The organism is Nocardia sp. NPDC004718, assembly GCF_053601535.1.
Genome location: NZ_JBSGCA010000005.1, coordinates 119,828 through 142,430 on the forward strand (window position 1 = coordinate 119,828; position 22,603 = coordinate 142,430).

Consider the following 22,603-nt stretch of genomic DNA (forward strand, 5'->3'; position numbering starts at 1 on the left):
AGCCAATTCGCTGACCATTTGCAGACCGACTGGTACCTCTCCAAAACACTCCGCAGGGGACCCCGAATGCGCCTCGCACATGACGCATACGTCTCGAACGCATAGCAGCCGGCCCCGATACGGAGCACAGAGCACCGATCAGTACCACCGGCTGTGTTACCCGGTTCGCAGTCGCACCCCCACGACCAGGACGGGCCGCCATCGACCCGCGCGACACCCGCGAAAGACCCTGTGGTACTGCGGCTTACACCTATCGCGCAATGCGATGTGAAAGGCTCGGAATCGATGCCCCGATTCGGGGCATTACACTTTCATCCACCCGCGCGGAACCGACCGGCGCGATCAGAGCACCCCGAACCCGCACGAGCGAATAGCTGGTAGCTATAACTCATGACGTGGCAAAAGTCGGAGGATTACCCTCTGAAATCGTGTCCCAAACCCCAAGGGCCACAGTACAGTTATCACTCAGAAGTAGCTGTCTTTTGGATCACATCACGGATGGACACGTCGGCGGGGGAAGGAATTTCGGCGTGTGTCGCGTTCTCTAATGCTTGTAACCTGATGAAGATTGGAAACCGAGAATGATTCTCCGGAGAGTCACCGCCGCCGCCGCTCCACTCGTCGCCGCACTCACGGTCGGGGCAGGCGTCGCGCACGCGGAACCGGCTGCGGCACCGGTCCCGGATATCGGGTATCAAGCCCAACTGGTCGGCGACAAGATCGTCACGACACTCACCGCCGGCACGTTCGACGTGCGCGGCGACGCCGTGGACATCAAAGACGCCGCAGGCAATGTCGCGGTCACGCTGCCGCTCGCCTTCCGCCAGGACGGGCTCGAATACCCCATGCCCCACCTCGTGCGGGACGCGGGCCGCGTACTGGAACTGACCGTCGTCAAGGACGCGGCGCAGGCTCACCCGGCGGCAACGCCGGTCGCGTCGCCGTTCGAGAACCAGCGCGCGATGGACGCCTTCCTGTCGCAGTTCGGCATCGCCACCGCGGTCGGCGGGTTCATCGGCACGGTCATCGGCGCGCTCGTCGGATTGACCGGCCTCATCGGCGGTCCCATCGGGATCGGCACCGTGGTCGCCGGTGCGGGCATCGGCGGCATCATCGGCACGATCGTCGTCGGCGGTCCGGCCTTGATCATCGCGGGCATCGATCTGATCAGCACGCTGGCCGCCCAGCCCGGCACCACCAAGTGGATGGACACCACCGGGCGTTCGCAGAACTGACCGACGCCAGCGAGCACGACGCGCACCGAATCGGCCGGGATTCGGTGCGCTTTCGTCTGTGCGCACCAGTCGGCTCCGCCCGGACACGATGCCGCGACTCGCGATCACGCATCCGGCTCCATCGCCGGGAGTACCGCGGTCGACCTTCGAGGCGGTCGTCCACCTACCGCTCGTGGCACCCAGGAGCCGCCGGCAGACCGGCGAACCGGTCGGCGAGGAAGTTCATCGCGCCCGGCGCCTCACCGATCGCCGTCGGGTTGTGGGTGGGCAGCATCGAGTGCACCGAGGTGACGGTCGCGCCCAAGGCGCAGTACCGGCCGACCAAGTCGGTGAAACCCGCCACGGGGATCACGTCGTCGGTGCGGCTGTGGTACAGGTACATCGGCGCCTCCGGCGCGCTGCCGCCGAGTTCCTGAACTTCGGTGGCGGCGCGAAATGCCGGGTGCGAGAACACATCGGGCACAGCGGCGAAGTCGGCGACCTGCGCGCCCGCGTATATCGGCACCAGATCGGACCCGCAGGCCGCGCCGTTCTCCGCCAGCGCCGCGCGCCCCTGCTCGTTGAGCAAGTCCAGCACGCCCACGGCAGGATCGTTGCGGGCGAGCGCGAACAGGATGAGCAAAGCGAGCCCGGTCTGGATGGTGCCGTCCGCGTCGGCGGCTATGGCGGGCCAATCCGCGGGAATCCCGCCGGAAGTGATGCCCGCGAACCGGACGTCCGGTGCGTACCACGGCTGCAGCTGCGCGGCCCACAGCGTGGCGAACGCTCCGCCGGAGTAGCCCCAAGTGCCGATGGGCGTCGCGGGCCCGAGCCCGGCTTGCGGGAGATCACGGGCCGCCCGGATGCCGTCCAGCACGCCGCGTCCGGAGTTCACTCCATCCAGGAAGCGGGACCGCGGCCCCTCGTAGTCGCTGACCACCACCGCCCACCCGCGGCGTAGCGCCTCCGCCATGAACGGCGTGTCGATCAGCGTGTTCACCGCGCCGGAATCCCAGCCGCCGCGCAGCGCGAACGACGGCGCGCACCGCGTGCCGAGACTGTCCTCGGCCACCTGGTACGACAGCAGCGGCCGGGACCCGGGCCCGAACCACGGCAGCATCGGGACCAGCACGGTCGCCACATCGGCGACGGGATCTTCGCTCGAGTCGGTGCTGCGGTATTTCACCTGCCACGCCGAAATCGGCAGGGGCAACCCGAACAACGCGATCGGCCGGGAATCCAGCACGGCGCCGTCACGGTAGCGCGCGAGATCCGCGGGGGCGGCGTAGAACGGGTCTCGATCCGGCGGTAGTAGCTCGGCGTGTGCCGCGGGTGCGGCGGCCAGACAGGCTGCCAGCACGAGCAAGGCGGTCAGCAGAACCCGCGGGATCGTCGTGCACACAGATCGGTCGCGCGCCTGCGCGATGACAGGCACTGCATCGGCGTCCTTCATCAGAGCCTCCCCAGTTCCGGCGAGGCGGCAGATGTCCCGGCGCGGTCAGCGGCGGCTCACCTGACCTCGCTTTCCACGGTACTGCCGGGCCGACCGACCCGGCAACGGTCTATCGCAGGTCACACCCACCGCCGCCGCTGTCCGTGCGGCTGGTTACAGTGTTGGCCAAAACGCCCCCAGCGCAAGCGAATAGCTGCCCGGCGCGACCCCGCCCGCAGCGCGAGCGCAACGAAGAGGAGTAGCCGAGCATGCGGCATGGCAACGGACTGGACATCCCCGAAGGACTCGCCGACGTGTGCGCCCCGGACCGGATGGCCGTGATCGTCTACGACATGCAGGTCGGTGTGCTCAGCCAGTTGCCGGACGGCCCGGAGATCATCGAGCGGGTGGTGGGGGTGGTCGACGCGGCGCGGTCCGGCGGCTACCCGGTGGTATTCCTACGCCATTTCTTCCTGCCCGAGCGGCTCAGCGGAACCTTCGCGCTGCGCATGGCCATGAGCTGGCAGCAGGTGGATTCGGTGGACAAGGTGCGCTTCATCCTGCAGCGCGACACCCCCGCCTTCGAGCTCGTGCCCGAACTGCGACCGCGCGCCGACGAGGTGGTGTTCGACAAAACGTCGATGTCGGCCTTCGAAGGCACTCCGCTGGCCTCGATGCTGCGTGACCTGCGCATCGGCGCCTACGCGATCGCGGGCGTCGCGCTGGAGATCGGCATCGCGCCCACGGTCACGCATTCCACCGATCTCGGATTCGTGCCCGTGGTGATCAGCGATGCGGTCGGCGGCCGGGACAAGGACGCCATGGTGCGGGCTTACGACGATTTCGAGTTCCAGGGCCACGCGCTCGTCACCGATATCGCGACCATCACCCCGCTGCTCACGGGCGCCGGCTGAGCCGCGAACGGGACCCGGCCGGTGCCGGGTCCCGTTGGACGATCACTGCTCCCGCAAGGCTTTCTTGGCCGCGTCCTGGGCGGCGTCCACCTGGCCGGAGTACTTGTTGCCCGTCTTCTCGTCGACGAGGTCGGCCGCCTTGTCGATGACCGCGTCCAGCTTGTCCGCGTTCTTCTGGGCCAGGTCCATCGCTTTACCGGCGAGGTTCTTGAAGTCCACCGTGCACTCCTCGTTTCGAGCTGGGAACAACCGCGCCCCAACCCTACCCAGCGCCTGGCGCGGGGCCGAGCCACGCCGGATGCCACAACCGGCCGGCTTCGGTCCAGTTCATGAACCGCACGGTGCCACCGAGTTTCGGCGTCACCCACACCGCTTCCTTGCGTTCTTCGGCGGTGAGTTCGTTGTCGAACGGCGAGGTCTTGCGTTCCAGCTTGCGCAGCCGCGCGGCCAGTTCCCGCATGTCCGGCTCGCTGAACCCGGTTCCGACCCGGCCGACGTAGTACAGCAGCCCGTCGTGGGGAATGCCGATCAGCAGCGACTTGAACTCCCGTGCCGCGCTGCGCCGCCACCCGCCGATCAGCACCCGCTGAGTGCGCCAATTGCGCTGCTTCACCCAGGCGTGCCCGCGCTTGCCCGGTAGGTACACCGAGTCCTTGCGCTTCGCGACCACGCCCTCCAGCCCGTGCTCCTGGCTGTAGCGCAGGGCATCGGCGCCCGAGCCGTCCAGTCGCGGCGGCACCACCAGCGACGGCGCGTTCGCCGCGAGCGCCTCCAAGACCCTGCGGCGATCGGCATATCGTTTGCGCAGCAGCGACGTACCGTCCAGGTACAACACGTCGAACGCGACGAACACCGCACGCGCCGTGTCGGCTTGCAGCAGACCGAGATTCGCGACGCCGTGATCATCGAAGACGACGGCCTCGCCGTCCAGCACCACCTGGTGTGCGGACAGTTCCCGCCGCAACGCCGCGATACCGGGATAGCGGTCGGTCACCACGTTCCCCGCCCGGCTGCGCAAAGTCAGCGCGTCGTCGTCGATCTCGGCGATCAGCCGGAAGCCGTCCCACTTCGTCTCGAAGCACCACTCGTCGGCGCCGAGCTCGGCGACCTCGCCGGGCGTCGCGAGCATCGGCGCCAGACCGCGCGGAAGCGTCGCGGGCCCGTTCGACGGACGGATGATCCGGCCCGGCGGCTCGTCCGGCTCCTTCCGGGGTTCGGCGCCGTTCCGCGCGCGCATCAGATGCATCAGCCACTGGTTGCCGTTGGTCTGGATCAGCGCGTACCGGCCGTTGAGCCGCTTGCCGTGGAATCGCACGATGACCTCGTCGTCGCGCCACTTCTCGGTCTCGTAGGTGCCGGAGTCCCAGATCGTCATCTCCCCGCCGCCGTACTCGCCTTTCGGGATGGCGCCGTGGAAGTCGAGATACTCCATCGGATGGTCCTCGGTGTGCACGGCCAGACGGTTCTGGTCGGTGGAGATCGGCGGCCCTTTCGGCACCGCCCAGGACACCAGGACCCCGTCGCGCTCCAGCCGCACGTCCCAGTGCAGGCGTCGCGCATGATGTTCCTGCACGACGTAGCGGTTGTCGGCCCCCGGAGCGGGCGGCTCGGCGGGTACGGGTTCGGGCGTGCGGGACGGATCGCGCATCGACCGATACTTGGTCAACGCGTCGGGCGAGGACGAGGCGTCCCGCGCGATCCGCGGATCCAGCTCGGCGAGCAGATCGCCGTCGGACCGGTACCTGGCCAGCACCTCGTCGAACCGCAAGTGCCGCAGCTTCTTCCGGTTCTCGATCTCCTTCCACGTGCGCGGGGCCGCGACGTTCGGCTCGGCCCGCCCCCGCATCGAATAGGGCGCGATGGTGGTCTTGGCCGGGTTGTTCTGGCTCCAGTCCAGGAAGACCTTTCCGCCGCGCGCCGCCTTGGCCATCGTCGCCGTGACCAGGTCCGGTTGCAGCCGTTGCAGATTCGTGGCCACCTGTTTCGCCACCGTGGAGGCGCCACCCGAGCTCAGCACGCGATCCAACGGCACGTACAGGTGAATTCCTTTGCTGCCGCTGGTCACCGGGAAGGCGTGCAGCCCGATGCCCTCGACCAGCTCGCGCACCGCGAGCGCCACCTCGGCGCATTCGGCGAGCCCGACGCCCTTGCCCGGGTCCAGGTCGAACACCAACCTGGTCGCGGGGCCCATGCTGTCGTCGTCGAAACGCCACTGCGGCACATGGACTTCCAGCGCGGCCTGTTGCGCGAGCCAGGCCAGCCCCGCTTCGGAATCGATCAGCGGATAGACGACCTTGCGATCGGAATGGCGCAGGGTGCGCCGCTCGATCCAGGAGGGCGCGTGCGACGGGAGATTCTTTTCGAAGAAGGAGGGTTCGTCCACCCCGTTGGGCCAGCGTTTCCGGGTGACCGCCCGCCCGGCGATGTGCGGAAGCATGGCGGGCGCGATCGCCGAATAATAGGCGATCACTTCGCCTTTGGTCGTTCCGGTGGCCGGGTACAGCACCTTGTCGAGGTTGCTCAGGTCAACCTCGATACCACCGAACTCGCGGCGGGCCGCCATATCCGAAGTGTAGCGGCGGAGGCCGCGGTGCGGCCTCCGCCGTGGGGCTCAGGCGTGCGGTCCGGACTGATCCGGCGGGACCACCTTCTTGGCGGCCTCTTTGCCCTTGGCGATCTGGTCCGAGTACTTGCCGTGCGTCTTCTGATCGATGAAGTCACCGGCCTTGTCGACCGCGTGATTGATCTTGCCTGCGTTCTTGGCCGCCGCGTCCTTCCCCTTGTCGACCAGGCCCTTGACCGTATCCGCGAAACTCATCGCCGTGATCCTTCCTGTCAACGATTGTCCGGAGTCGTTCAGCCGATATTCTCCCACCACGTACCCGCGGGTGGGGCGCTCGACGGGTCCACACGCTGCCCCGGCATCGGCACCGCGACATCGGTGCCCGCTGCCCGCGCCGCGGCCACCATGCGCGCGACCGGCTCGGACCAGCCGTGGAAGGCGAGATTGAAGGTGGCCCAGTGAATGGGCACCAGCAATCCGTGGCCGGGATTCCCGCCGCACAGGTCGGCGTGTGCCCGGACCGCCTCTTCGGGATTCATGTGCACATCCGGCCAGCGCTCGTCGTAGGCGCCGATCGGCAGCAGCGTCAGATCGAACGGGCCGAGCGCCGCACCCGCCTCGGCGAACGCCTTGGTGAAGCCGGTGTCGCCGCCGAAGTAGGCCCGCCGGGTCGGACCTGCGATCGACCACGAGGCCCACAACGTCGTGTTGCGCAGCAGGCCGCGCCCGGAGAAATGCCGTGCCTCCGTGCAGGTGATCGCCAGATCCACGCCGTCGCGGTCCCGGCCGAGCTCGGCGAGCGTCACCGAACCGCCCCAATCCAATTCGATGATCCGATCCTCCGGGACACCCCAGTGCCGCAAGTGGGCGCCGATACCGATCGGGACCAGAAACGGTGCGCTCTGGCGGGCCACCAACTCCCGGACGGTCTCCTTGTCCAGGTGGTCGTAGTGGTCGTGGGAGATGAGTACCGCGTCGATCGGCGGCAGGTCGGCCAGCGGCTGCGGCACGGGATGCATGCGCGCCGGGCCGACCAGCGGCGACGGCGAAACGCGCTCGCTCCACACCGGATCGGTGAGGATCCGGTACCCGTCGACCTCGATCAACGTCGTGGCGTGGCCGTACCAGGTGACGGCGAGAGCGGCCGCCGTGTCCGGTTGCTGCGGCGTCCGCAATGGGATGCTGCCCCGCGGCCGACCCACGTTGCGCTGGGTCAGCGCCGAGACCAGCAGTGAGGGAGCGGAACCGGCGACCACTTGGCTACTGGGCTCGGTGTTGTGGAACTGTCGATCGCGATAGGTGGCCGCACCCACCGCGTACGGCTGGATCGCCGAGATCGAAGCGCCCATCGCCGATGGGATGTCCCACACCGCCCGTACCACCCAGGTGAGGCCGAGCGCGCCTGCCGCGGCGCCCGCGATCCGTCTGATGTCCATCATCGCCCCACAAACTTCGCGGGGCGCTTTTCCTGCCTGGCCAAACGACCCTCCTTGGCATCCTCGCTCGTCCATGCGGCCTCCAGTGCCGCGCGCTGCTGCGCGGTTTCCGGATCGCGCGTTCCGTCGTCATTGAGCACCAGCTTCATGTGCCGCAGGGACAGCGGGGCCAGCGCCGCGATGTGCTTGGCCCAAGCCTGCGCGTCGGCCACGGTGCCGATCCGGTTGGCGAACCCGAACGCGTAGGCGTCGTCGGCCGATATCTGTTCGGCCCCCAGCAACACCGTCCGCGCCGGACCGCCGCCGATCAAGGCGGCCAGCCTGCGCACGGTCCACCGATCGACGGTGATGCCCAGTTTCGCCGCGGGGACCGCGATGTACGCCTCCGGCGCGACCACCCGCAGGTCGGAAGCGAGCGCCAGCTGCACACCGGCGCCGATCGCGGCGCCGTTGATCGCCGAAATCACCGGGACCGGGGCCGATTCGATGGCGTGCAACATTTCCAGCAATCCGGACAGGAAATCGCCCGAATACACCCCGGACAAGTCGGCGCCCGCGCTGAACACCGAGCCCCGCCCGGTCAACACGATGGCCCGGGCCTGGTCGGCGACCGCGGCGAGCACTGCCTCGCGCAGCAGTGTCACGAGTTCGTGATTGAGCGCGTTGCGGCGCTCCTCCCGCTGAAGTTCGATGGTGACCACGTCACCATCGCGGCTGACCCCGAGCATGCGACCTCCCCGACTGAACGGTCCGTCTGTTCTCTTCACTCTGCCACAGCGGACTGCCCGTTCCGCGCCGGGCGATACGATCACCGGCTGTGCCGACCGACTTCGACATCCTGGTGATCGGCGCTGGTCAGGCGGGACTCTCGGCCGGATACCACCTCCAGCGCCTCGGACTGCGTCCCGAGCGGCACTTTCTGCTCGTCGATCGGTCGCCCGGCCCCGGCGGCGCGTGGCAGTTCCGCTGGCCCTCCCTCACCCTGGACACGGTCAACCGCGTGCACGATCTGCCCGGTATGTCGTTCTCCGAGACCTTGCCGCCCGGTTCGTCGTCCGTGCCCGCCGCGACCGCCGTGCCGCACTACTACGAGCTGTACGAGAAACGATTCGACCTGCGCGTGCACCGGCAGGTATCGGTCACCGTGGTGTGCGACCGGACCGAGGAAGGCGCTCCCGCCGAGCGGGGTGCGGTGCTCAACGCGGAGACCGACACGGCGGACACGATCCGGGTACGCGGCCTGATCAACTGCACCGGCACCTGGGAGCGTCCGTTCGTTCCGCACTACCCGGGGGCGCGGACCTTCGCCGGTCGCCAGCTGCACACCCACGACTACCGCACCGCCGAGGAGTTCGCGGGCGAGCACGTCGTGGTGGTGGGCGGCGGCATCTCGGCGGTCCAGCTGCTCGACGAGATCTCCCGAGTCACCACGACGACCTGGGTCACGAGGACACCGCCGCGCTTCCGCGAGAACACCTTCACCGAAGCGGCCGGCCGCGCCGCGGTCGCGATGGTCGAAGACCGGGTGCGGCGTGGGCTGCCGCCGGGATCGGTGGTCTCGGTCACCGGGCTACCGCTCGATGACCGGCTACGGGCGGCGCGGGCCCGCGGTGCCCTCATCCGCCTGCCCATGTTCGAACGCATCGAGCCCGACGGGGTGCGGTGGTCCGACGGAGCCTTTCAGCGAGCGGATGTGATCCTCTGGGCCACCGGCTTCCGCAGCGCGCTGGACCACCTCGCGCCGCTGCGACTGCGCGGTCCCGGCGGCGGCATCACCATGTCGGGACGGCTGGCCACCCGTGTGTCCGCCGATCCGCGCATCCACCTGATCGGATACGGGCCCTCGGCCAGCACGGTCGGGGCCAATCGAGCGGGGCGCGCGGCGGCCCTCGAACTCACCGAATATCTCGGACTGCGCTGACCGGCCCCGGCGATTCCCGCGGTCAGTCGATCAGGCCGTAGGTGAACCGGTCCGGGTCCGGACCGATGCGCGCACCGGCATCCAGACCGTTGATCGCGTCCATCTGCTCCGGCGTCAGCTCGAAACCGAATACGTCGAAGTTCTCCGCGATCCGCGACGGTGTGACCGACTTGGGAATGACGATGTTGCCCAACTGCAGGTGCCAGCGGATGATCACCTGTGCCGGGGTGCGGCCGACCTCGGCGGCCACCGCCGTGATGGTCCTCTCCTCGAGCAAGGTGCCCTGCCCGAGCGGGCTCCACGCCTCGGTGGCGATCGCGTTACCCGCGTGGTACTCGCGCAGCTCGCGTTGAGCCAGCCTCGGGTGCAGCTCGACCTGGTTCACCACCGGGATCTCACCGGTCTCGGCGATGAGCCGTTGAATGTTCGCGACCGTGAAGTTCGAGACGCCGATCGACCGCACCCGGCCATGCGACTTCAGGGCCTGGAAGGCACGGAAGGTATCCACGAAGCGGTCGGCCGCGGCCACCGGCCAGTGGATGAGGTACAGGTCGAGGTAGTCCAAGCCGAGCCGTTGCAGGCTCGCGTCGAACGCGCGCAGCGTGGAGTCGTAGCCCTGCTCGGCATTCCACAGCTTGGTCGTGACGTAGATCTCGTCCCTGGGCAGGCCGGATTCCCTGATCGCACGGCCGGTGCCCTCTTCGTTTCCGTAGATCGCGGCCGTATCGATACTGCGATAGCCGACCTCGAGCGCAGTGGTGACGGCCGAGAAGACGTCCTCGGAGGGCACTTGGAACACGCCGAAGCCGAGCTGCGGGATCACGTTCCCGTCGTTCAGCACGATCGAGGGGACGGTGCTGGTCTCGCTTTTGAAGGTCACATTCCGACGGTAGAAGTGTGGCGGCGAACCGTCAATCACGCACTCGGGTGTGTTGGCTTGTAATTTGCTGGGAACGGGGCTTGCGGACCGCGGACTTTCCGCGTTCACCGCGGTCAGCTCGTCGAGCCGGGCAACCCGAGCCGCCGGTACCGCGTCTGCCGAGCCGTCGGCAACTCCGATTCCGGACGGGCGCGCAAGGCCGCCAGTTCGTGCGCGATCGCGGCGACCATCCGGCGGGCGAAGTCCACCGGCTCGTCCGCCGCGTCGGGCAATTCTGGCACGATCCGGTCGACCACGCCGTCGGCCAGCAAGTCAGGGGCGCTGATCCGTTGCGCCGCAGCCAATTCCGCAGCATGATCGGTGTCACGGAAGACGATGGCGCTCGCCCCCTCCGGTGGCAGCGGGGCCAGCCACGCATGTGTGGCGGCGAGCACCCGGTCGGCGGGCAGTAGCGCCAGCGCGCCGCCGCCGGTGCCCTGGCCGAGCAGCACCGACACGGTCGGGGTATCCAACGTCACCAGATCGGCTATGCAGCGAGCGATCTCGGGCGCCAGCCCGCGTTCCTCGGCCTCCTTCGACAGCGCCGCGCCTACGGTGTCGATGACCAGAACCAAGGGCAGCCGCAACTCCTGAGCAAGCGCCATACTGCGCCGCGCCTCGCGCAGCGCGGCCGGACCCATGGTGTTCTCACCCTGCTGTCCTCGCCGATCGTGCCCGAACACCACACACGGCTGCCCACGGAAACGGCCGAGAGCGAGCACGGCGGTGCGATCGGACTCGCCCTGGCCGGTGCCGCTGAGCGGAACTCGTTGCGTCACATGACGAAGGAGATCCCGGATGCCGGGACGCTCCGGGCGGCGGGAGATGAGGACCGACCGCCACACCCGATCGCCCGCGGCACGATCACATTCGACATCGGACCGAATCGATTCTGCCGCAACGTCGTTCGAATGCGGAGCAGATACCGGCGGGTGCGACTCCGATGCCACGATCTGTTCGGAAAAGTGCCGTCCAGCAGCCGAATCCGGCAATTTGATGCCGCTGAACACACTCAACGCGCGATGGGCGATACGGCGGAAGACCGGAATCGTCAGAACGCCGTCGATTACGCCGCGCCGATACAGGTTCTCCGCGGTCTGCACGCCTTCCGGGAAAGGTCTGCCGTACAGGGCCTGATAGACCCGAGGACCGAGAAACCCGATGAGCGCCCCGGGTTCGGCGAAAGTGATGTGCCCCAACGAACCCCACGACGCGAAAACGCCGCCCATCGTCGGGTTGCGAAGGTAGACGACGTAGGGATACCCCGCCGACTTGTGCGCCGCCACCGCACCGGCGATCTTCACCATCTGCACAAAGGCGACGGTGCCCTCCTGCATCCTGGTCCCGCCGGAGGTCGGCGAAGCGACCAACGGCAGCCCGAGTTCGGTGGCGCGCTCGACCGCCGAGACGATCCGCTCCGCCGCCGCGACACCGATCGAGCCGGCCAGAAAGCCGAACTCGCAGGCGATCACGGCCACGCGCCGACCACGCAGCAACCCTTCGCCGGTGAGCACCGATTCGTCGGTGCCCGCCGCGACGGCCGCCTTCCGCAAGGCATCGCGGTACCGCGGAGAAACGGCCACCGTCACCGGCGACCGGTCCCAGCTGACGAACGAGTCCTTGTCGAGCAGTTGCTCGAGTAACTCTCGCGCCGAAGTACGCACCGGGCGAGCCTATCCGGCCCTACCCAGTGCTCCGATGAGCCGCGCGAGCACTCAGTAGCCCTGCATCACCTTGCGCAGCGCGTACTCGGTGAGCGCGACCAGGGCCTGCTTGGCCGGCTCACGGCGACGGGCGTCGATGGACATGATCGGCACATCGGCAGGCACGGCGAGCGCCTGCCGGATGTCCTCGATCGGGTAACGCGGAGCGTCGTCGAATTCGTTGAGCGCCACCAGGAAGGGTAGGCCGCGCGCTTCGAAGTAGTCGACGGCCGCGAAGCTGTCCTCCAGCCTGCGGGTGTCGACCAGTACGACGGCGCCGATGGCGCCCCGGATCAGGTCGTCCCACATGAACCAGAATCGGTACTGGCCGGGCGTGCCGAACAGGTACAACACGAGATCGTCGGCGAGACTGATCCGGCCGAAGTCCATCGCCACGGTGGTGGTCGATTTCATCGGGATGCCGGTCAGATTGTCGATCCCGGCGCTGGCATTGGTCACCAATGCCTCGGTGCGCAGCGGAACGATCTCCGAGACAGCACCGACCAACGTGGTCTTCCCGACGCCGAAGCCACCCGCGACCACGATCTTCGCCGATGTTGGCTTACTGGTACGAGTGTCGACCTGCGCCGTCGAATCAAATACGCCGGAGTCCACTGAGAACCCTTTCGATCAGCTCGCGACGCTCATCGTCGCTGGAATCGTCTTTCAAAGTCGCCGAAACGCGCACGTGCCCGGCCTCGATCAAATCGGCCACGAGCACACGGGCCACCCCGATAGGGATACCCAATCGGGCTGCTACCTCGGCAACGGACGGCGATTCTCTGCACAACTCCACGATTGACGTCTCGATGTTGGTCAGTTCGAACTGCCGCTCCAGGGCGACCGGATGCGATGCGACGAGAGCCTCCAACGCCAACTCGACCGCGGGCCTGGTGCGGCCTGCGGTCAGCGAGTACGGCCGTACGAGGCTGGGCTCGACGCTTCCCACGCGGTGATCTTCTATGTCCATCCCACCATCAGGAACCCATCGTGACGCGTGGTGTGGCCTGAACAGTCTGGCCAACCCGCTCGACCAACAGAGCCATCTCGTAGCCGACCTGACCGATGTCACACGAAGTGTTGGTCAGCACAGCGAGATAGGAACCGTCGCCGACAGCCATGAGTAGCAGGTAACCGTGCTCCATCTCGACGACGGACTGCAGCACGGTGCCGCCCTCGAACAGGTTCGAGACGCCGACTGACAGGCTGGCCAGACCGGCCGTGACGGCCGAAAGCTGTTCGGCGCGGTCGACGGGCAGTTGGGCACTCGCGGCCATGAGTAGGCCGTCAGCCGAGACCAGGACAGCATGGGCTACGCCAGGAACCTCGTTGGCAAAGTTCGAAACCAGCCAATCCAGCTGACGATTCGTACCACCTAGATCGGGGTTCATCGGTCTCCTTTATCTCCGGTTAGGTTCATTGCTCTCATTGCGCGGCCATCCCGGACGCCCTGCTGGTGACGACTCAAGCTGGACCTGATCGTTTCTGGGTCGCGGCGCGGCGCCCGATCCGCCGAACCGCTGACGCCGCCGGGGACAAGCCTTCCGCCCGGATTGCGTTGCGGCAACCCCGCCGCCGTTTTCGTCTCCGGCTGCGCCTCGCTTGCCCGGCGAGCCGCTTGCCAACCCTCGTCACCCGGCGATTCGAAGGAGGCAGCCACCTGGGACCTATCCGTGTTCGGATCCGACAGCCACGCCGACATCATCTCGGCGAAGATCGGCGTTCCACCCATCGACGCTCCCGACTCGTCCGCGGGCTGCAACCTGGTCTGGAAGAACGAGGCCGTCTTGGCCGGGTTGGACCGGAAGCTGTGCTTACCGGGATCGCGCCCCGGCGAGGCGGCGGGCTGCTCTGGGCTCGCGGCGTGCTGGCCACCGCGATCGCGCTGCGGCAGCGCGATACCCGGCGGCACGGGCTGGCGCTGCGGCGCCTGGGCGCCCGGCTGCCGCTGCGGCAGACCGGTCAGCCCGCTCTCGCGCTGCGGAAGGCTCGACGGCGCGGGCGGACGCTGCGGCAGACCGGTGGCCGCGCCCGCGTCCCGCTGCGGCAGACCGCTCGCCGTCGCATCGCGTTGCGGTAGACCGTTGCCGACGGCAGGCAGCGCGCCTGAGCCCGGATCCCGCTGCGGCAGACGGTGAGCACCGGCATCCCGCTGCGGCAGACCGTTGCCGGGTTCACGCTGCGGCAGACCGGTGGGCGCCGCATCGCGCTGCGGCAGGCTGGGCGTGGGCTGCCGCGATGGCAGGCCGGTGGCACCCGATTCACGCTGCGGCAGACCGGTAGCGCCCAGCTCACGCGACGGCAGACCCGTCGCGCCCGATTCACGCTGCGGCAGGCCGGTAGCACCTGGCTCACGCGACGGCAGACCGATAGACGGTTCACGCGACGGCAGACCGATGGACGGTTCACGCGGAGGCAGGCCGACGGACGGTTCACGCGACGGCAGACCGGTAGCACCTGGCTCACGCGACGGCAGGCCGACGGACGGTTCACGCGACGGCAGACCGGTAGCGCCCGGCTCACGCGACGGCAGACCCGTGGCACCCGGCTCACGCTGCGGCAGCCCACCCGCCGCCGAATCACGCTGCGGCACACCGTTCGAACCCGGCTGCCGCTGCGGTAGGCCGGTGGCCCCCGGCTCACGCGACGGCAGACGCGTCACACCCGGCTCACGCGTCGGCAGACCACCCGCCGCCGACTCACGCTGCGGCAGGCCGCCAGATGCGGACTCACGCTGCGGCAGGCCACCCAAACCGGAGTCACGCTGCGACAAGCCACCCAAACCGGAGTCACGCTGTGACAAACCACCCAAACCGGAGTCGCGCTGTGACAAACCACCCGCGGCCGACTCCCGCTGCGGCAGACCGCCGGAGGCGGACTCACGCTGGGGTAGGCCGCCCAGACCGGATTCCCGCTGCGGCATGCCCTTCGAAGCGTCTCGCGGCGGCACGCCGTTGGCGCCCGGCTGGCGCTGCGGCAGACCGGCGCTCGGCTGCGGCACGCCGTTGGCGCCCGGCTGACGCACCGGTAGCTCGCCCGAGTTCGGCTCACGCGACGGCAGGCCGGTACCGGACAACTCGGCGGCGGGCCCACCGGGCTGGCGCGGCGGCGGACCGCCGGGGCTGAGGTTGCGCTTGGGCAGGCTGGCCGCGGCGAGTTTGCCACGCTGCGGACCACTCGGCGCGGGCTGCCCCGGCGCGGGCCGCAGACTCGTAGCCGACTCCTGGTTCTCCGAGCGCATACCGGACGACGTCATCGCCGAACCCGGCTGCCGCTGCGGCAGTCCACCCGGTCCGGTGGGGATCGGTCCGCTGGACGAAACGGTGGGCTTGGCGCTCACGGCCGGAATCGGGCCGCTCACCCCGGGATCGACGGTGACCATGACATTGCCCCCAGGAGTCCGCTGGACGGCCCGCATCTGCATGGACGAAGGCGCCGACGGACGCTGCGGAGCGGCGGCCTGCGGCGAAGGCTGCGGGGTGACGGGCTGCCCCGCGCTCGGTTTGCCCGCGACGATGAGTCCGACGGGCACATGCACGGTCACCGTCACGCCCGGATCGCGCGCGGTGTCGAAGGTCGGCCGCAGCCGCACGGTGAGACCGTGCCGCTCGGCGAGCCTGCCGACCACGAACAGACCCATGTGCCGGGCCGTGTCCGGCCCCGGCTCGGCGGTCTGCTCCAGACGGCGGTTGATATCGGCCATCTCGGCGGGCGGCATACCGATGCCGCGGTCGGCCACCTCGATGAGCAGTCCCTGATCGTGCGCCTGCGCGAACGTGAACTTGACGTCGGTCTCCGGCGGCGAGGCGCGCAGCGCGTTGTCGAGCAGCTCGGCGAACAGATGCGCGAGGTCGGAGGCGGCGGGTTCCTTCAGCGAACCGCGCGGCGTGGCGCCGAGCTTCACGCGCTCGTAGTCCTCCACCTCGGAGATCGCGGCGCGCAGCACGTCGGCGATCTCGACCGGGGCGGACTTGGCGCGGCGCTGCCTGGTGCCCGCGAGAATCAGCAGGTTGTCGCCGTTACGGCGCATACGGGCGGCGAGATGGTCCAGCCGGAACAAGTTCTCCAGCAGGCGCGGGTCCTTCTCGTCGTACTCCATCGCCTCGATGAGCGTGAGCTGATGGTCGACGAGCGACTTCGACCGCCGCGCCAAGGTCTCGAACATGTCGTTGACCTGCGAACGCATCTTCGCCTGGTCACTCGCCAGGCGCAGCGCCTGGCCGTGGATGTCGTCGACCGCGCGCGCGAGCTGACCGATCTCCTCGGTGCTACGCACCGGCATCGGCTCCAGCGGCACCTCTTCCGGCGAGGCGCCGGTGCGGAGCTGGGCGACCTCGTGCGGCAGGTCGCTCTCGGCCACGCGCAGCGCGGCCAACCGCAGCCGGTGCAGCGGGACGATCATCGAGCGGGCCACGAAGACCGCGAGCAGCAGCGCGGCGAGGATGGTCGCGATGACGACCGCGGTGTAGGTCCACGCGTCCCGCTGGGCGGTGGTCACCAGCGACTGCATCGCGGAGTCGATGTCCTTGGTCGCCTTGCCGACGACGTGCTCGTAGACCGCGAGGCTGTCGGTCAGCGACTTCTTCAGGTCACCGACCGGAAGCTGGCCCGCCTGCGTCTGCGGGCTGGTCAACAGCGCGATCCTGGTGTCGATGCCGGCGCGCAGGTCGGCGATCGAGGTGTCGCCGTCGGCGAAGCGGTGTGCGAGCACGTTGAGCAGCGCCCGCTCGGTGTTGGAGGCGATGAGGAAGTTCTGGACGCCGGACTGCTGCGCGCGCAGCACCTCGGGGAAGGCGGCGAGCTCGCTGACCAGGGTGGCACGGGTGTTGAGCGAGTCGACCAGCCGCAGTTTGGCCGCGTCCACCGCGGTGTCGCTGACCTGGCCGACCGTCGTCTCGACGATACGGACGCTGTCGCTGCGGACGCGGTCGATCAGCGCCAGGGTGTCCGACGGCGGGCCGGTGGAGACCGACTTGCCCTGGGCGCGCACGCCCTTGGCCTGGGTGAGCATGCTGTCGATGGCCGCGCGCGCGCCGGGCACTCCGTCGAGCTTGGTGACCGCCTTCTCGGCGTTGGCGATCGCCTTGTCCAGATCCGCGAGGTTCTGGTCGGTCACCACGGACTGGTTGGAACCCAGCGAGATCATCTGCGAGCCCGCGGTGGTGGCGGTCTGCGCGCTGAGCGCGGTGACCGATGGGATGGCGGCGACGTTCTCCGAGATGTCGGCGAGCCGGTTCGAGTCCGCGAACTCCGACGAGATCCTGGATACGCCGAGGCCGACCGCGACCGCCAGAGGCACGGCGAGCACCGCCGTCACCTTCCAGCGCAGATCCCAGTTGCCCAGCGCCCAGCGGCTACTGCCGGAGCTAGCGGCGTCACGCATCTCCCACTCACTTTCCAAACTGGCCTCTACCACGCGCCATCAACCGAACCTCCACAATCGCGTGCTTGGCTCGACAGGTGGAGCTGGCCGAGAGCTGCGGCTGGCCGAGAAATTGCGTCTACGACGGCCCAAATAAGTGACATCAGATTCTAACGGATCAATAACTTCTTGGGTGACGGGGCGTGATGTCGCGATCATTGACCTGCCAGTTCCAGGCAAAACCAAAGGTAGCGGCACCCACCCGGGCGTCGCGTGAAGTCTGCCACAATCAACCGGATCTATCGAGGCGGGCATAGAGGCGAGGCTAGGGAGTCACGGGGTTGAACGTGCGGCACGAGTACCGACCGGCCTACCAGACCAGCTTGGTGGATCCCGCCGAGTTCTGGGCCGGCGCGGCCGAAGCCATCGACTGGGACGTGCCGCCGACGCAGATCGTCGACAGCGGCGCCCGCCCGGTAGCCAGGTGGTTCTCCGGCGCCCGGCTCAACACCTCCTTCAACGCGCTCGACCGCCACGTCCACCCCACCAGCCCCGACTCGCCGAGCCGCGCCGATCAGCCCGCACTGATATATGAGTCGGCTATGACGGACGCCACCGTTGTCTACACCTACGCCGAGCTACTCGACGAGGTGTCACGGTTCGCGGGGGCGATGGCGCGGCTGGGCGTCGCCGCGGGCGATCGCGTGGTGATCTACCTGCCGATGATCCCCGAAGCGGTGATCGCGATGCTGGCCTGCGCCCGCATCGGCGCGGTGCACTCGGTGGTGTTCGGCGGCTTCGCTGCCCCGGAGCTGGCCGCGCGCATCGATGACGCCGAGCCGGTGCTGATCATCACAGCGTCCGGCGGCCTGGAACCGGGCAAGCAGATCGAATACCCGCCCATCGTGCTGCGAGCGCTCGATCTCGCCGAGACGACCGCGCCGCGCACGGTGATCGTCAAACAGCGGCCGCAGTTCGACACGATCCACTTTCCCGCGCCGCAGCCCGCCACCGAGTACCTGCCGAGTTCGGCGGAGACCGTGGCCGCGCAGTGGCTCGACTGGGACGACGCCGTCCGCGACGCGCCGCGGGCCGACCCGGTGTCGGTCGCCGCGGCCGATCCGCTCTACATCCTCTACACCTCCGGCACCACGGGGAAGCCGAAGGGCGTGGTCCGCGACAACGGCGGGCACGCGGTCGCCCTGGCCTGGTCGATGCGCAACATCTACGACGTCGACGCGGGCCAGGTGATGTGGGCCGCCTCCGACGTGGGCTGGGTGGTCGGGCACTCCTACATCGTCTACGCGCCGCTGTTGGTCGGAGCCACCACGCTGCTGTACGAAGGCAAGCCGGTCGGCACCCCGGACGCGGGCGCGTACTGGCAGGTGGTGGACAAGCACAAGGTCGACGTGCTGTTCACCGCCCCGACCGCGCTACGCGCCATCCGCAAGGCCGACCCCGAGGCCGAGCTGGCCCACCGCCACGACCTGACCTCCCTGCGCGCGCTGTTCTGCGCGGGCGAACGCCTGGACCCGGCCACCTACGCCTGGGCCGACGAAACCCTGCTCGCGGGCCGTTCGGACTGCCCGGTCGTGGATCACTGGTGGCAGACCGAGACCGGCTGGCCGGTCTGCGCGAACCCGCTCGGCCTGCAGCAGCTGCCGATCAAACCGGGCTCGGCCTCGGTACCGGTGCCCGGCTATCGACTACGCGTACTCGACTCCTCCGGCAACGCGGTGGCGCCGAACACCGAGGGCAACATCGTCATCGGTCTGCCGCTGCCGCCCGGCACGCTGACCGGCCTCTGGCGGGACGAGGCCCGGTACGAGCGCTCCTATCTCTCCGCGTATCCCGGCCACTACCTCACCGGCGACTCCGGCTACTTCGACGAGGACGGCTACCTGTACGTCCTCGGCCGCAGCGACGACGTGATCAACATGGCCGGGCACCGGCTTTCGGCGGGCAGCATCGAGGCGGCCATAGCGGGGCACGAGGCCGTCGCCGAATGCGCCGTCATCGGGCTGCCCGACGAACTCAAGGGGCACCGGCCGCTGGCGTACGTGGTGCTCAAGTCCGGCGTCGACATCGATCCCGACCGGCTGCGCGACGAACTGATCGAGCGGGTGCGCACCCACGTCGGCGCGATCGCCACGCTGCACGACGCCATCGTCGTGACCGCGCTGCCCAAGACCAGGTCCGGCAAGATCTTGCGCAAGACCATCCGGCAGATCACCTCCGGCGAGACTTTCGAGGTGCCCTCCACCATCGAGGATCCGGCGGTGCTGGTGGCGCTGGAGCAGCAGATCCGCACGGCGCGTCCCGAATGGCGGGACGCGGCGCACGTCACCGAGAACACCGACGACGTGGTGGCGCCGGACGTGGATCCGGTTGCGCCGTCCTGAGTTTGCGCACCGCCGTTAACGTCCTCAGAGTTTCCTCAGAGGATGTTCATGTCGGTGCCAGCAGTTCGAAATAGCCTCGAGACCGCCCGAAACCCCTCGATGATCTGGAGGCAGAGATATGAAACGTTCCGTAGGCCGCCCCGCCGTCGCCGCCGCGGCAGCAGGTGGAATCGCCACGGTCACGTTGCTACTGAGCCCCGCTGTCGCCGCCGCGGGCCCGATGGAATACGCCGAGCCCCTGCTGACCTCGGACTGCTCGTTCGCCCAGGTCGACGCGGCCCTGCACGACAAGGCGCCGCAGCTGGCCGCAATGCTCGACGCGAATCCGAACCAGAAGGCCGAGTTGCAGCGCAAGTTCGACCAGCCGGTCGAGCAGCGCAGGGCCGAATTGCGGCGGGCCATCGACGAGAACCCGGACGCGGCGCGCCAGGCGGAGAACGACCCGCGGACCGCGCAGTTGCGCGACACCATCCGCGTCGTGGCGGAGACCTGCCACAACTACTGATCCCGCGGAAACACGGGTGACTCGCCGGGCATTTCCGTATTCCGGCGGGTCATCCCCGGGTTCCGAACGCGAGTCCGCGCGCCGACTCGCACGACCGAAGATTCACGGAGGCGGGGAGCAGAATGGACGACGTGACCTCGACCTCGAACCCGACGGTTCTCGTCGTCGACGACGACGAGGACGTGCTCGCCTCGGTCGAGCGCGGGCTGCGTTTGTCCGGCTTCCGAGTCCTGGTGGCCAGGGACGGCGCACAGGCGTTGCGCAGTGTGAACGAGAACGCGCCCGACGCCATCGTGCTGGATATGAACATGCCGGTGCTCGACGGCGCGGGCGTGGTGACCGCCTTGCGCGCGATGGGCAACGAGGTGCCGATCTGTGTGCTCAGCGCCCGCGCGTCGGTGGACGACCGCATCGCTGGGCTGGAGTCCGGCGCCGACGACTACCTGGTCAAACCATTCGTGCTGAAGGAACTGGTGGTCCGGATCAGGGCGCTGCTGCGCAGGCGGTCGGACGTGCCGGCCCCCGCGACCCCGGGAGCGGTCACCGTCGGCCCGCTCGAGGTGGACGTCGCCGGCTACCGCGCGCTGCTGCACGGCCGCGAGATCGAACTCACCAAGCGGGAATTCGAACTGCTGTCGACGCTGGCCAGGAACGTCGGAGTGGTGCTGAGCCGGGAACGTCTGCTGGAACTGGTGTGGGGCTACGACTTCGCCGCCGACACCAATGTGGTGGACGTCTTCGTCGGCTATCTGCGCCGCAAGCTCGAGGTGGACGGCACTCCCCGGCTGCTGCACACGATCCGCGGCGTCGGGTTCGTGCTGCGAGCGCCGAAATGACGGTGCCCGCCGCCGCACCGCCGAAAACCCGTCGGCGCCGATCGTTTTCGCTGCGCACCCGCGTCGCGGGCGCGGCAGCCGCGGGCGCGATCATCATCGTGACGCTGATCAGCCTGATCAGCATCCGCGCCATCGAGCGCAACAACGTGCGGCAATCCGACCAGCAACTCGACGTCGCGGCGCGAATCGTGCTGATCGAGCCGCAGATCGCCGTCCGGTTCATCAGCCTGACCGGCTTGAACAACAACGTGGCGGTGACCGTCCGGGACAACGGCGAGGTGGTCGCGAGCACGCCCACCGAACTACCCGAGTTGCCGACCGGCTCCCGCACCGCGACGGTGGGCGGCACCCCCTACCGGATCCTGACCACCACCGAGAAGCAGCCCGCGGGCCGCGTGGTGGCACTCGGCATACCCGCCGCGGACGCGGCCGAAGCCACCGCCGAGCAGCAACGATGGGTGCTCGGCGGCGCGCTGCTGGCCATCGCCGCCGCCGCCGGGCTCGGCTGGTTGCTCGCGGGCGCCGCGGTGCGCCCGATCGTCCGGCTCACCCGGCAGGTGGGCGCACGCAGCGCGTTTCCCGATCCGAGCAATCCGCAGGCGCCGGTGGAGGGCGCGGGCGTGCACGAGGCGGAGCAATTGGCCGACGCGGTGAACACCATGTTGCAGCGGGTGGACCAGGCGCAGGCGCAGACCGCCGCCGCACTGGAGACCGCCCGCGACTTCGCCGCCGTGTCCGCCCACGAACTGCGCACCCCGCTGACCGCGATGCGCACCGATCTCGAGGTACTGCGCACACTCGACCTGGACGAGTCGCAGCGGTCGGAGATCCTGAGCGACCTGCAACGCAGCCAGGGCCGGGTGGAGAGCACGCTCGCGGCGCTGGAGCGGCTGGCCACCGGCGACCTGACCAATGAGCGCGACCACGTCGCCACCGACGTCGGCGACCTGTGCGACCAAGCCGCGCACGACGCCATGCGGCACTTCCCCGGCCTGGTCGTGCGCATCGATTCCGACGCCGAGCTGGTCACCCGCGGCCTGCCCGCCGGGCTGCGGTTGGCGGTGGACAACGCGCTGGCCAACTCGGTCAAACACGGCGGAGCGACCGAGGCCCTGGTCTCGGCGCACCGTGCGCCCGACGGCCACATCGTCATCTCGATCGATGACAACGGCCGCGGCATCCCGCCGCAGGAGCGCGAGGCCGTCTTCGACCGCTTCTTCCGCGGCAGCCAGGCGAGCAAGGGCGGCTCCGGGCTCGGTCTCGCTCTGGTCGCTCAGCAGGCCCAACTCCACGGCGGCCGGGCATATTTCGACGCGGGCACCCTCGGCGGCATCCGCTTGGTCCTGGACTTACCAGAGCGGTCGGCAACTTAGACAACTCTCAGAGAAACGCCAAG

General features: G+C 68.8%; 19 protein-coding genes. 7 read left to right on the top strand and 12 right to left on the bottom strand.

Annotated elements, in window-relative coordinates:
* The first annotated feature begins 581 nt into the window (after positions 1-581).
* Positions 582-1,235, top strand: a complete 654-nt coding sequence (locus ACWEH3_RS05995; protein WP_364424952.1) for an ammonium transporter — start codon at positions 582-584, stop codon at positions 1,233-1,235.
* Between the two features lie 163 nt (positions 1,236-1,398).
* On the opposite strand, the gene ACWEH3_RS06000 is transcribed toward ACWEH3_RS05995, so the two are convergent.
* Positions 1,399-2,667, bottom strand: coding sequence for a lipase family protein (locus tag ACWEH3_RS06000; RefSeq protein WP_450021012.1), 1,269 nt, complete (start codon positions 2,665-2,667; stop codon positions 1,399-1,401).
* 248 nt (positions 2,668-2,915) lie between these two features.
* Here ACWEH3_RS06000 and ACWEH3_RS06005 point away from each other — a divergent pair, with 248 nt between their 5' ends.
* On the top strand, positions 2,916-3,560 hold the full coding sequence (locus ACWEH3_RS06005; RefSeq protein WP_450021014.1) for a cysteine hydrolase family protein: 645 nt from the start codon (positions 2,916-2,918) through the stop codon (positions 3,558-3,560).
* A 42-nt stretch (positions 3,561-3,602) separates the two neighbouring features.
* Here the strand turns inward: ACWEH3_RS06005 and ACWEH3_RS06010 are convergent, their stop codons facing one another.
* Genes ACWEH3_RS06010 through ACWEH3_RS06030 form a run of 5 tightly spaced genes read right to left on the bottom strand, consistent with a single transcriptional unit; the run spans position 3,603 to position 8,287 of the window.
* Positions 3,603-3,779 carry an antitoxin gene (locus ACWEH3_RS06010; protein ID WP_450021016.1) on the bottom strand — a complete coding sequence of 59 codons (177 nt, stop codon included), beginning with the start codon at positions 3,777-3,779 and terminating at the stop codon, positions 3,603-3,605.
* 43 nt (positions 3,780-3,822) lie between these two features.
* Positions 3,823-6,123, bottom strand: a complete 2,301-nt coding sequence (locus ACWEH3_RS06015; RefSeq protein ID WP_450021018.1) for an ATP-dependent DNA ligase — start codon at positions 6,121-6,123, stop codon at positions 3,823-3,825.
* Positions 6,124-6,171: 48 nt separating this feature from the next.
* Complete coding sequence (locus tag ACWEH3_RS06020) at positions 6,172-6,378, bottom strand: antitoxin (RefSeq protein WP_450021020.1); 207 nt, start codon at positions 6,376-6,378, stop codon at positions 6,172-6,174.
* A 38-nt stretch (positions 6,379-6,416) separates the two neighbouring features.
* Entirely contained in the window at positions 6,417-7,559 is a 1,143-nt protein-coding gene (locus tag ACWEH3_RS06025) for an MBL fold metallo-hydrolase (RefSeq protein WP_450021056.1), read from the bottom strand.
* Complete coding sequence (locus ACWEH3_RS06030; RefSeq protein ID WP_450021022.1) at positions 7,559-8,287, bottom strand: enoyl-CoA hydratase; 729 nt, start codon at positions 8,285-8,287, stop codon at positions 7,559-7,561. The genes ACWEH3_RS06025 and ACWEH3_RS06030 overlap by 1 nt, the downstream gene beginning before the upstream one ends.
* An 89-nt stretch (positions 8,288-8,376) precedes the next feature.
* Between ACWEH3_RS06030 and ACWEH3_RS06035 the strand changes: the two genes are divergently transcribed.
* Positions 8,377-9,480, top strand: coding sequence for an NAD(P)-binding domain-containing protein (locus ACWEH3_RS06035; RefSeq protein ID WP_450021024.1), 1,104 nt, complete (start codon positions 8,377-8,379; stop codon positions 9,478-9,480).
* Between the two features lie 22 nt (positions 9,481-9,502).
* On the opposite strand, the gene ACWEH3_RS06040 is transcribed toward ACWEH3_RS06035, so the two are convergent.
* The 6 genes from ACWEH3_RS06040 to ACWEH3_RS06065 all read right to left on the bottom strand — a co-directional run bounded on the left by ACWEH3_RS06040 (position 9,503) and on the right by ACWEH3_RS06065 (position 17,485).
* The gene (locus tag ACWEH3_RS06040; RefSeq protein WP_450021026.1) at positions 9,503-10,360 is read right to left on the bottom strand and encodes an aldo/keto reductase; all 858 of its coding nucleotides are present in this window, start codon (positions 10,358-10,360) and stop codon (positions 9,503-9,505) included.
* Positions 10,361-10,473: 113 nt separating this feature from the next.
* Positions 10,474-12,063, bottom strand: coding sequence for a carboxyl transferase domain-containing protein (locus ACWEH3_RS06045; protein ID WP_450021028.1), 1,590 nt, complete (start codon positions 12,061-12,063; stop codon positions 10,474-10,476).
* Positions 12,064-12,114: 51 nt separating this feature from the next.
* Positions 12,115-12,717: a GTP-binding protein gene (locus ACWEH3_RS06050; RefSeq protein ID WP_355074914.1), complete on the bottom strand. Its 603-nt coding sequence runs from the start codon at positions 12,715-12,717 to the stop codon at positions 12,115-12,117.
* The gene (locus ACWEH3_RS06055; RefSeq protein WP_039795171.1) at positions 12,698-13,072 is read right to left on the bottom strand and encodes a DUF742 domain-containing protein; all 375 of its coding nucleotides are present in this window, start codon (positions 13,070-13,072) and stop codon (positions 12,698-12,700) included. Before ACWEH3_RS06055 ends, ACWEH3_RS06050 begins: the two co-directional genes overlap by 20 nt.
* A gap of 7 nt (positions 13,073-13,079) precedes the next feature.
* On the bottom strand, positions 13,080-13,493 hold the full coding sequence (locus tag ACWEH3_RS06060; RefSeq protein WP_011207200.1) for a roadblock/LC7 domain-containing protein: 414 nt from the start codon (positions 13,491-13,493) through the stop codon (positions 13,080-13,082).
* A complete protein-coding gene (locus ACWEH3_RS06065) occupies positions 13,490-17,485 on the bottom strand; it encodes an ATP-binding protein (RefSeq protein ID WP_450021030.1) in 3,996 nt (1,331 codons plus the stop codon). The genes ACWEH3_RS06060 and ACWEH3_RS06065 overlap by 4 nt, the downstream gene beginning before the upstream one ends.
* Before the next feature lie 320 nt (positions 17,486-17,805).
* Between ACWEH3_RS06065 and ACWEH3_RS06070 the strand changes: the two genes are divergently transcribed.
* The 4 genes from ACWEH3_RS06070 to ACWEH3_RS06085 all read left to right on the top strand — a co-directional run bounded on the left by ACWEH3_RS06070 (position 17,806) and on the right by ACWEH3_RS06085 (position 22,580).
* Positions 17,806-19,866: an AMP-binding protein gene (locus ACWEH3_RS06070; protein WP_450021032.1), complete on the top strand. Its 2,061-nt coding sequence runs from the start codon at positions 17,806-17,808 to the stop codon at positions 19,864-19,866.
* A 118-nt stretch (positions 19,867-19,984) separates the two neighbouring features.
* On the top strand, positions 19,985-20,371 hold the full coding sequence (locus tag ACWEH3_RS06075) for a hemophore-related protein (protein ID WP_450021034.1): 387 nt from the start codon (positions 19,985-19,987) through the stop codon (positions 20,369-20,371).
* Between the two features lie 122 nt (positions 20,372-20,493).
* On the top strand, positions 20,494-21,207 hold the full coding sequence (locus ACWEH3_RS06080; RefSeq protein WP_450021036.1) for a response regulator transcription factor: 714 nt from the start codon (positions 20,494-20,496) through the stop codon (positions 21,205-21,207).
* Positions 21,204-22,580: a sensor histidine kinase gene (locus ACWEH3_RS06085; RefSeq protein WP_450021038.1), complete on the top strand. Its 1,377-nt coding sequence runs from the start codon at positions 21,204-21,206 to the stop codon at positions 22,578-22,580. The genes ACWEH3_RS06080 and ACWEH3_RS06085 overlap by 4 nt, the downstream gene beginning before the upstream one ends.
* The last annotated feature ends 23 nt before the right edge of the window (positions 22,581-22,603 follow it).

Excerpts from the sequence above, each read along its gene's own strand:
- ACWEH3_RS05995 (WP_364424952.1), top strand. The coding sequence starts at position 582 with ATGATTCTCCGGAGAGTCACCGCCGCCGCCGCTCCACTCGTCGCCGCA.
- ACWEH3_RS06000 (WP_450021012.1), bottom strand. The coding sequence starts at position 2,667 with ATGAAGGACGCCGATGCAGTGCCTGTCATCGCGCAGGCGCGCGACCGA.
- ACWEH3_RS06005 (WP_450021014.1), top strand. The coding sequence starts at position 2,916 with ATGCGGCATGGCAACGGACTGGACATCCCCGAAGGACTCGCCGACGTG.
- ACWEH3_RS06015 (WP_450021018.1), bottom strand. The coding sequence starts at position 6,123 with ATGGCGGCCCGCCGCGAGTTCGGTGGTATCGAGGTTGACCTGAGCAAC.
- ACWEH3_RS06020 (WP_450021020.1), bottom strand. The coding sequence starts at position 6,378 with ATGAGTTTCGCGGATACGGTCAAGGGCCTGGTCGACAAGGGGAAGGAC.
- ACWEH3_RS06025 (WP_450021056.1), bottom strand. The coding sequence starts at position 7,559 with ATGGACATCAGACGGATCGCGGGCGCCGCGGCAGGCGCGCTCGGCCTC.
- ACWEH3_RS06030 (WP_450021022.1), bottom strand. The coding sequence starts at position 8,287 with ATGCTCGGGGTCAGCCGCGATGGTGACGTGGTCACCATCGAACTTCAG.
- ACWEH3_RS06055 (WP_039795171.1), bottom strand. The coding sequence starts at position 13,072 with ATGGACATAGAAGATCACCGCGTGGGAAGCGTCGAGCCCAGCCTCGTA.
- ACWEH3_RS06060 (WP_011207200.1), bottom strand. The coding sequence starts at position 13,493 with ATGAACCCCGATCTAGGTGGTACGAATCGTCAGCTGGATTGGCTGGTT.
- ACWEH3_RS06065 (WP_450021030.1), bottom strand. The coding sequence starts at position 17,485 with ATGCGTGACGCCGCTAGCTCCGGCAGTAGCCGCTGGGCGCTGGGCAAC.
- ACWEH3_RS06075 (WP_450021034.1), top strand. The coding sequence starts at position 19,985 with ATGAAACGTTCCGTAGGCCGCCCCGCCGTCGCCGCCGCGGCAGCAGGT.
- ACWEH3_RS06080 (WP_450021036.1), top strand. The coding sequence starts at position 20,494 with ATGGACGACGTGACCTCGACCTCGAACCCGACGGTTCTCGTCGTCGAC.
- ACWEH3_RS06085 (WP_450021038.1), top strand. The coding sequence starts at position 21,204 with ATGACGGTGCCCGCCGCCGCACCGCCGAAAACCCGTCGGCGCCGATCG.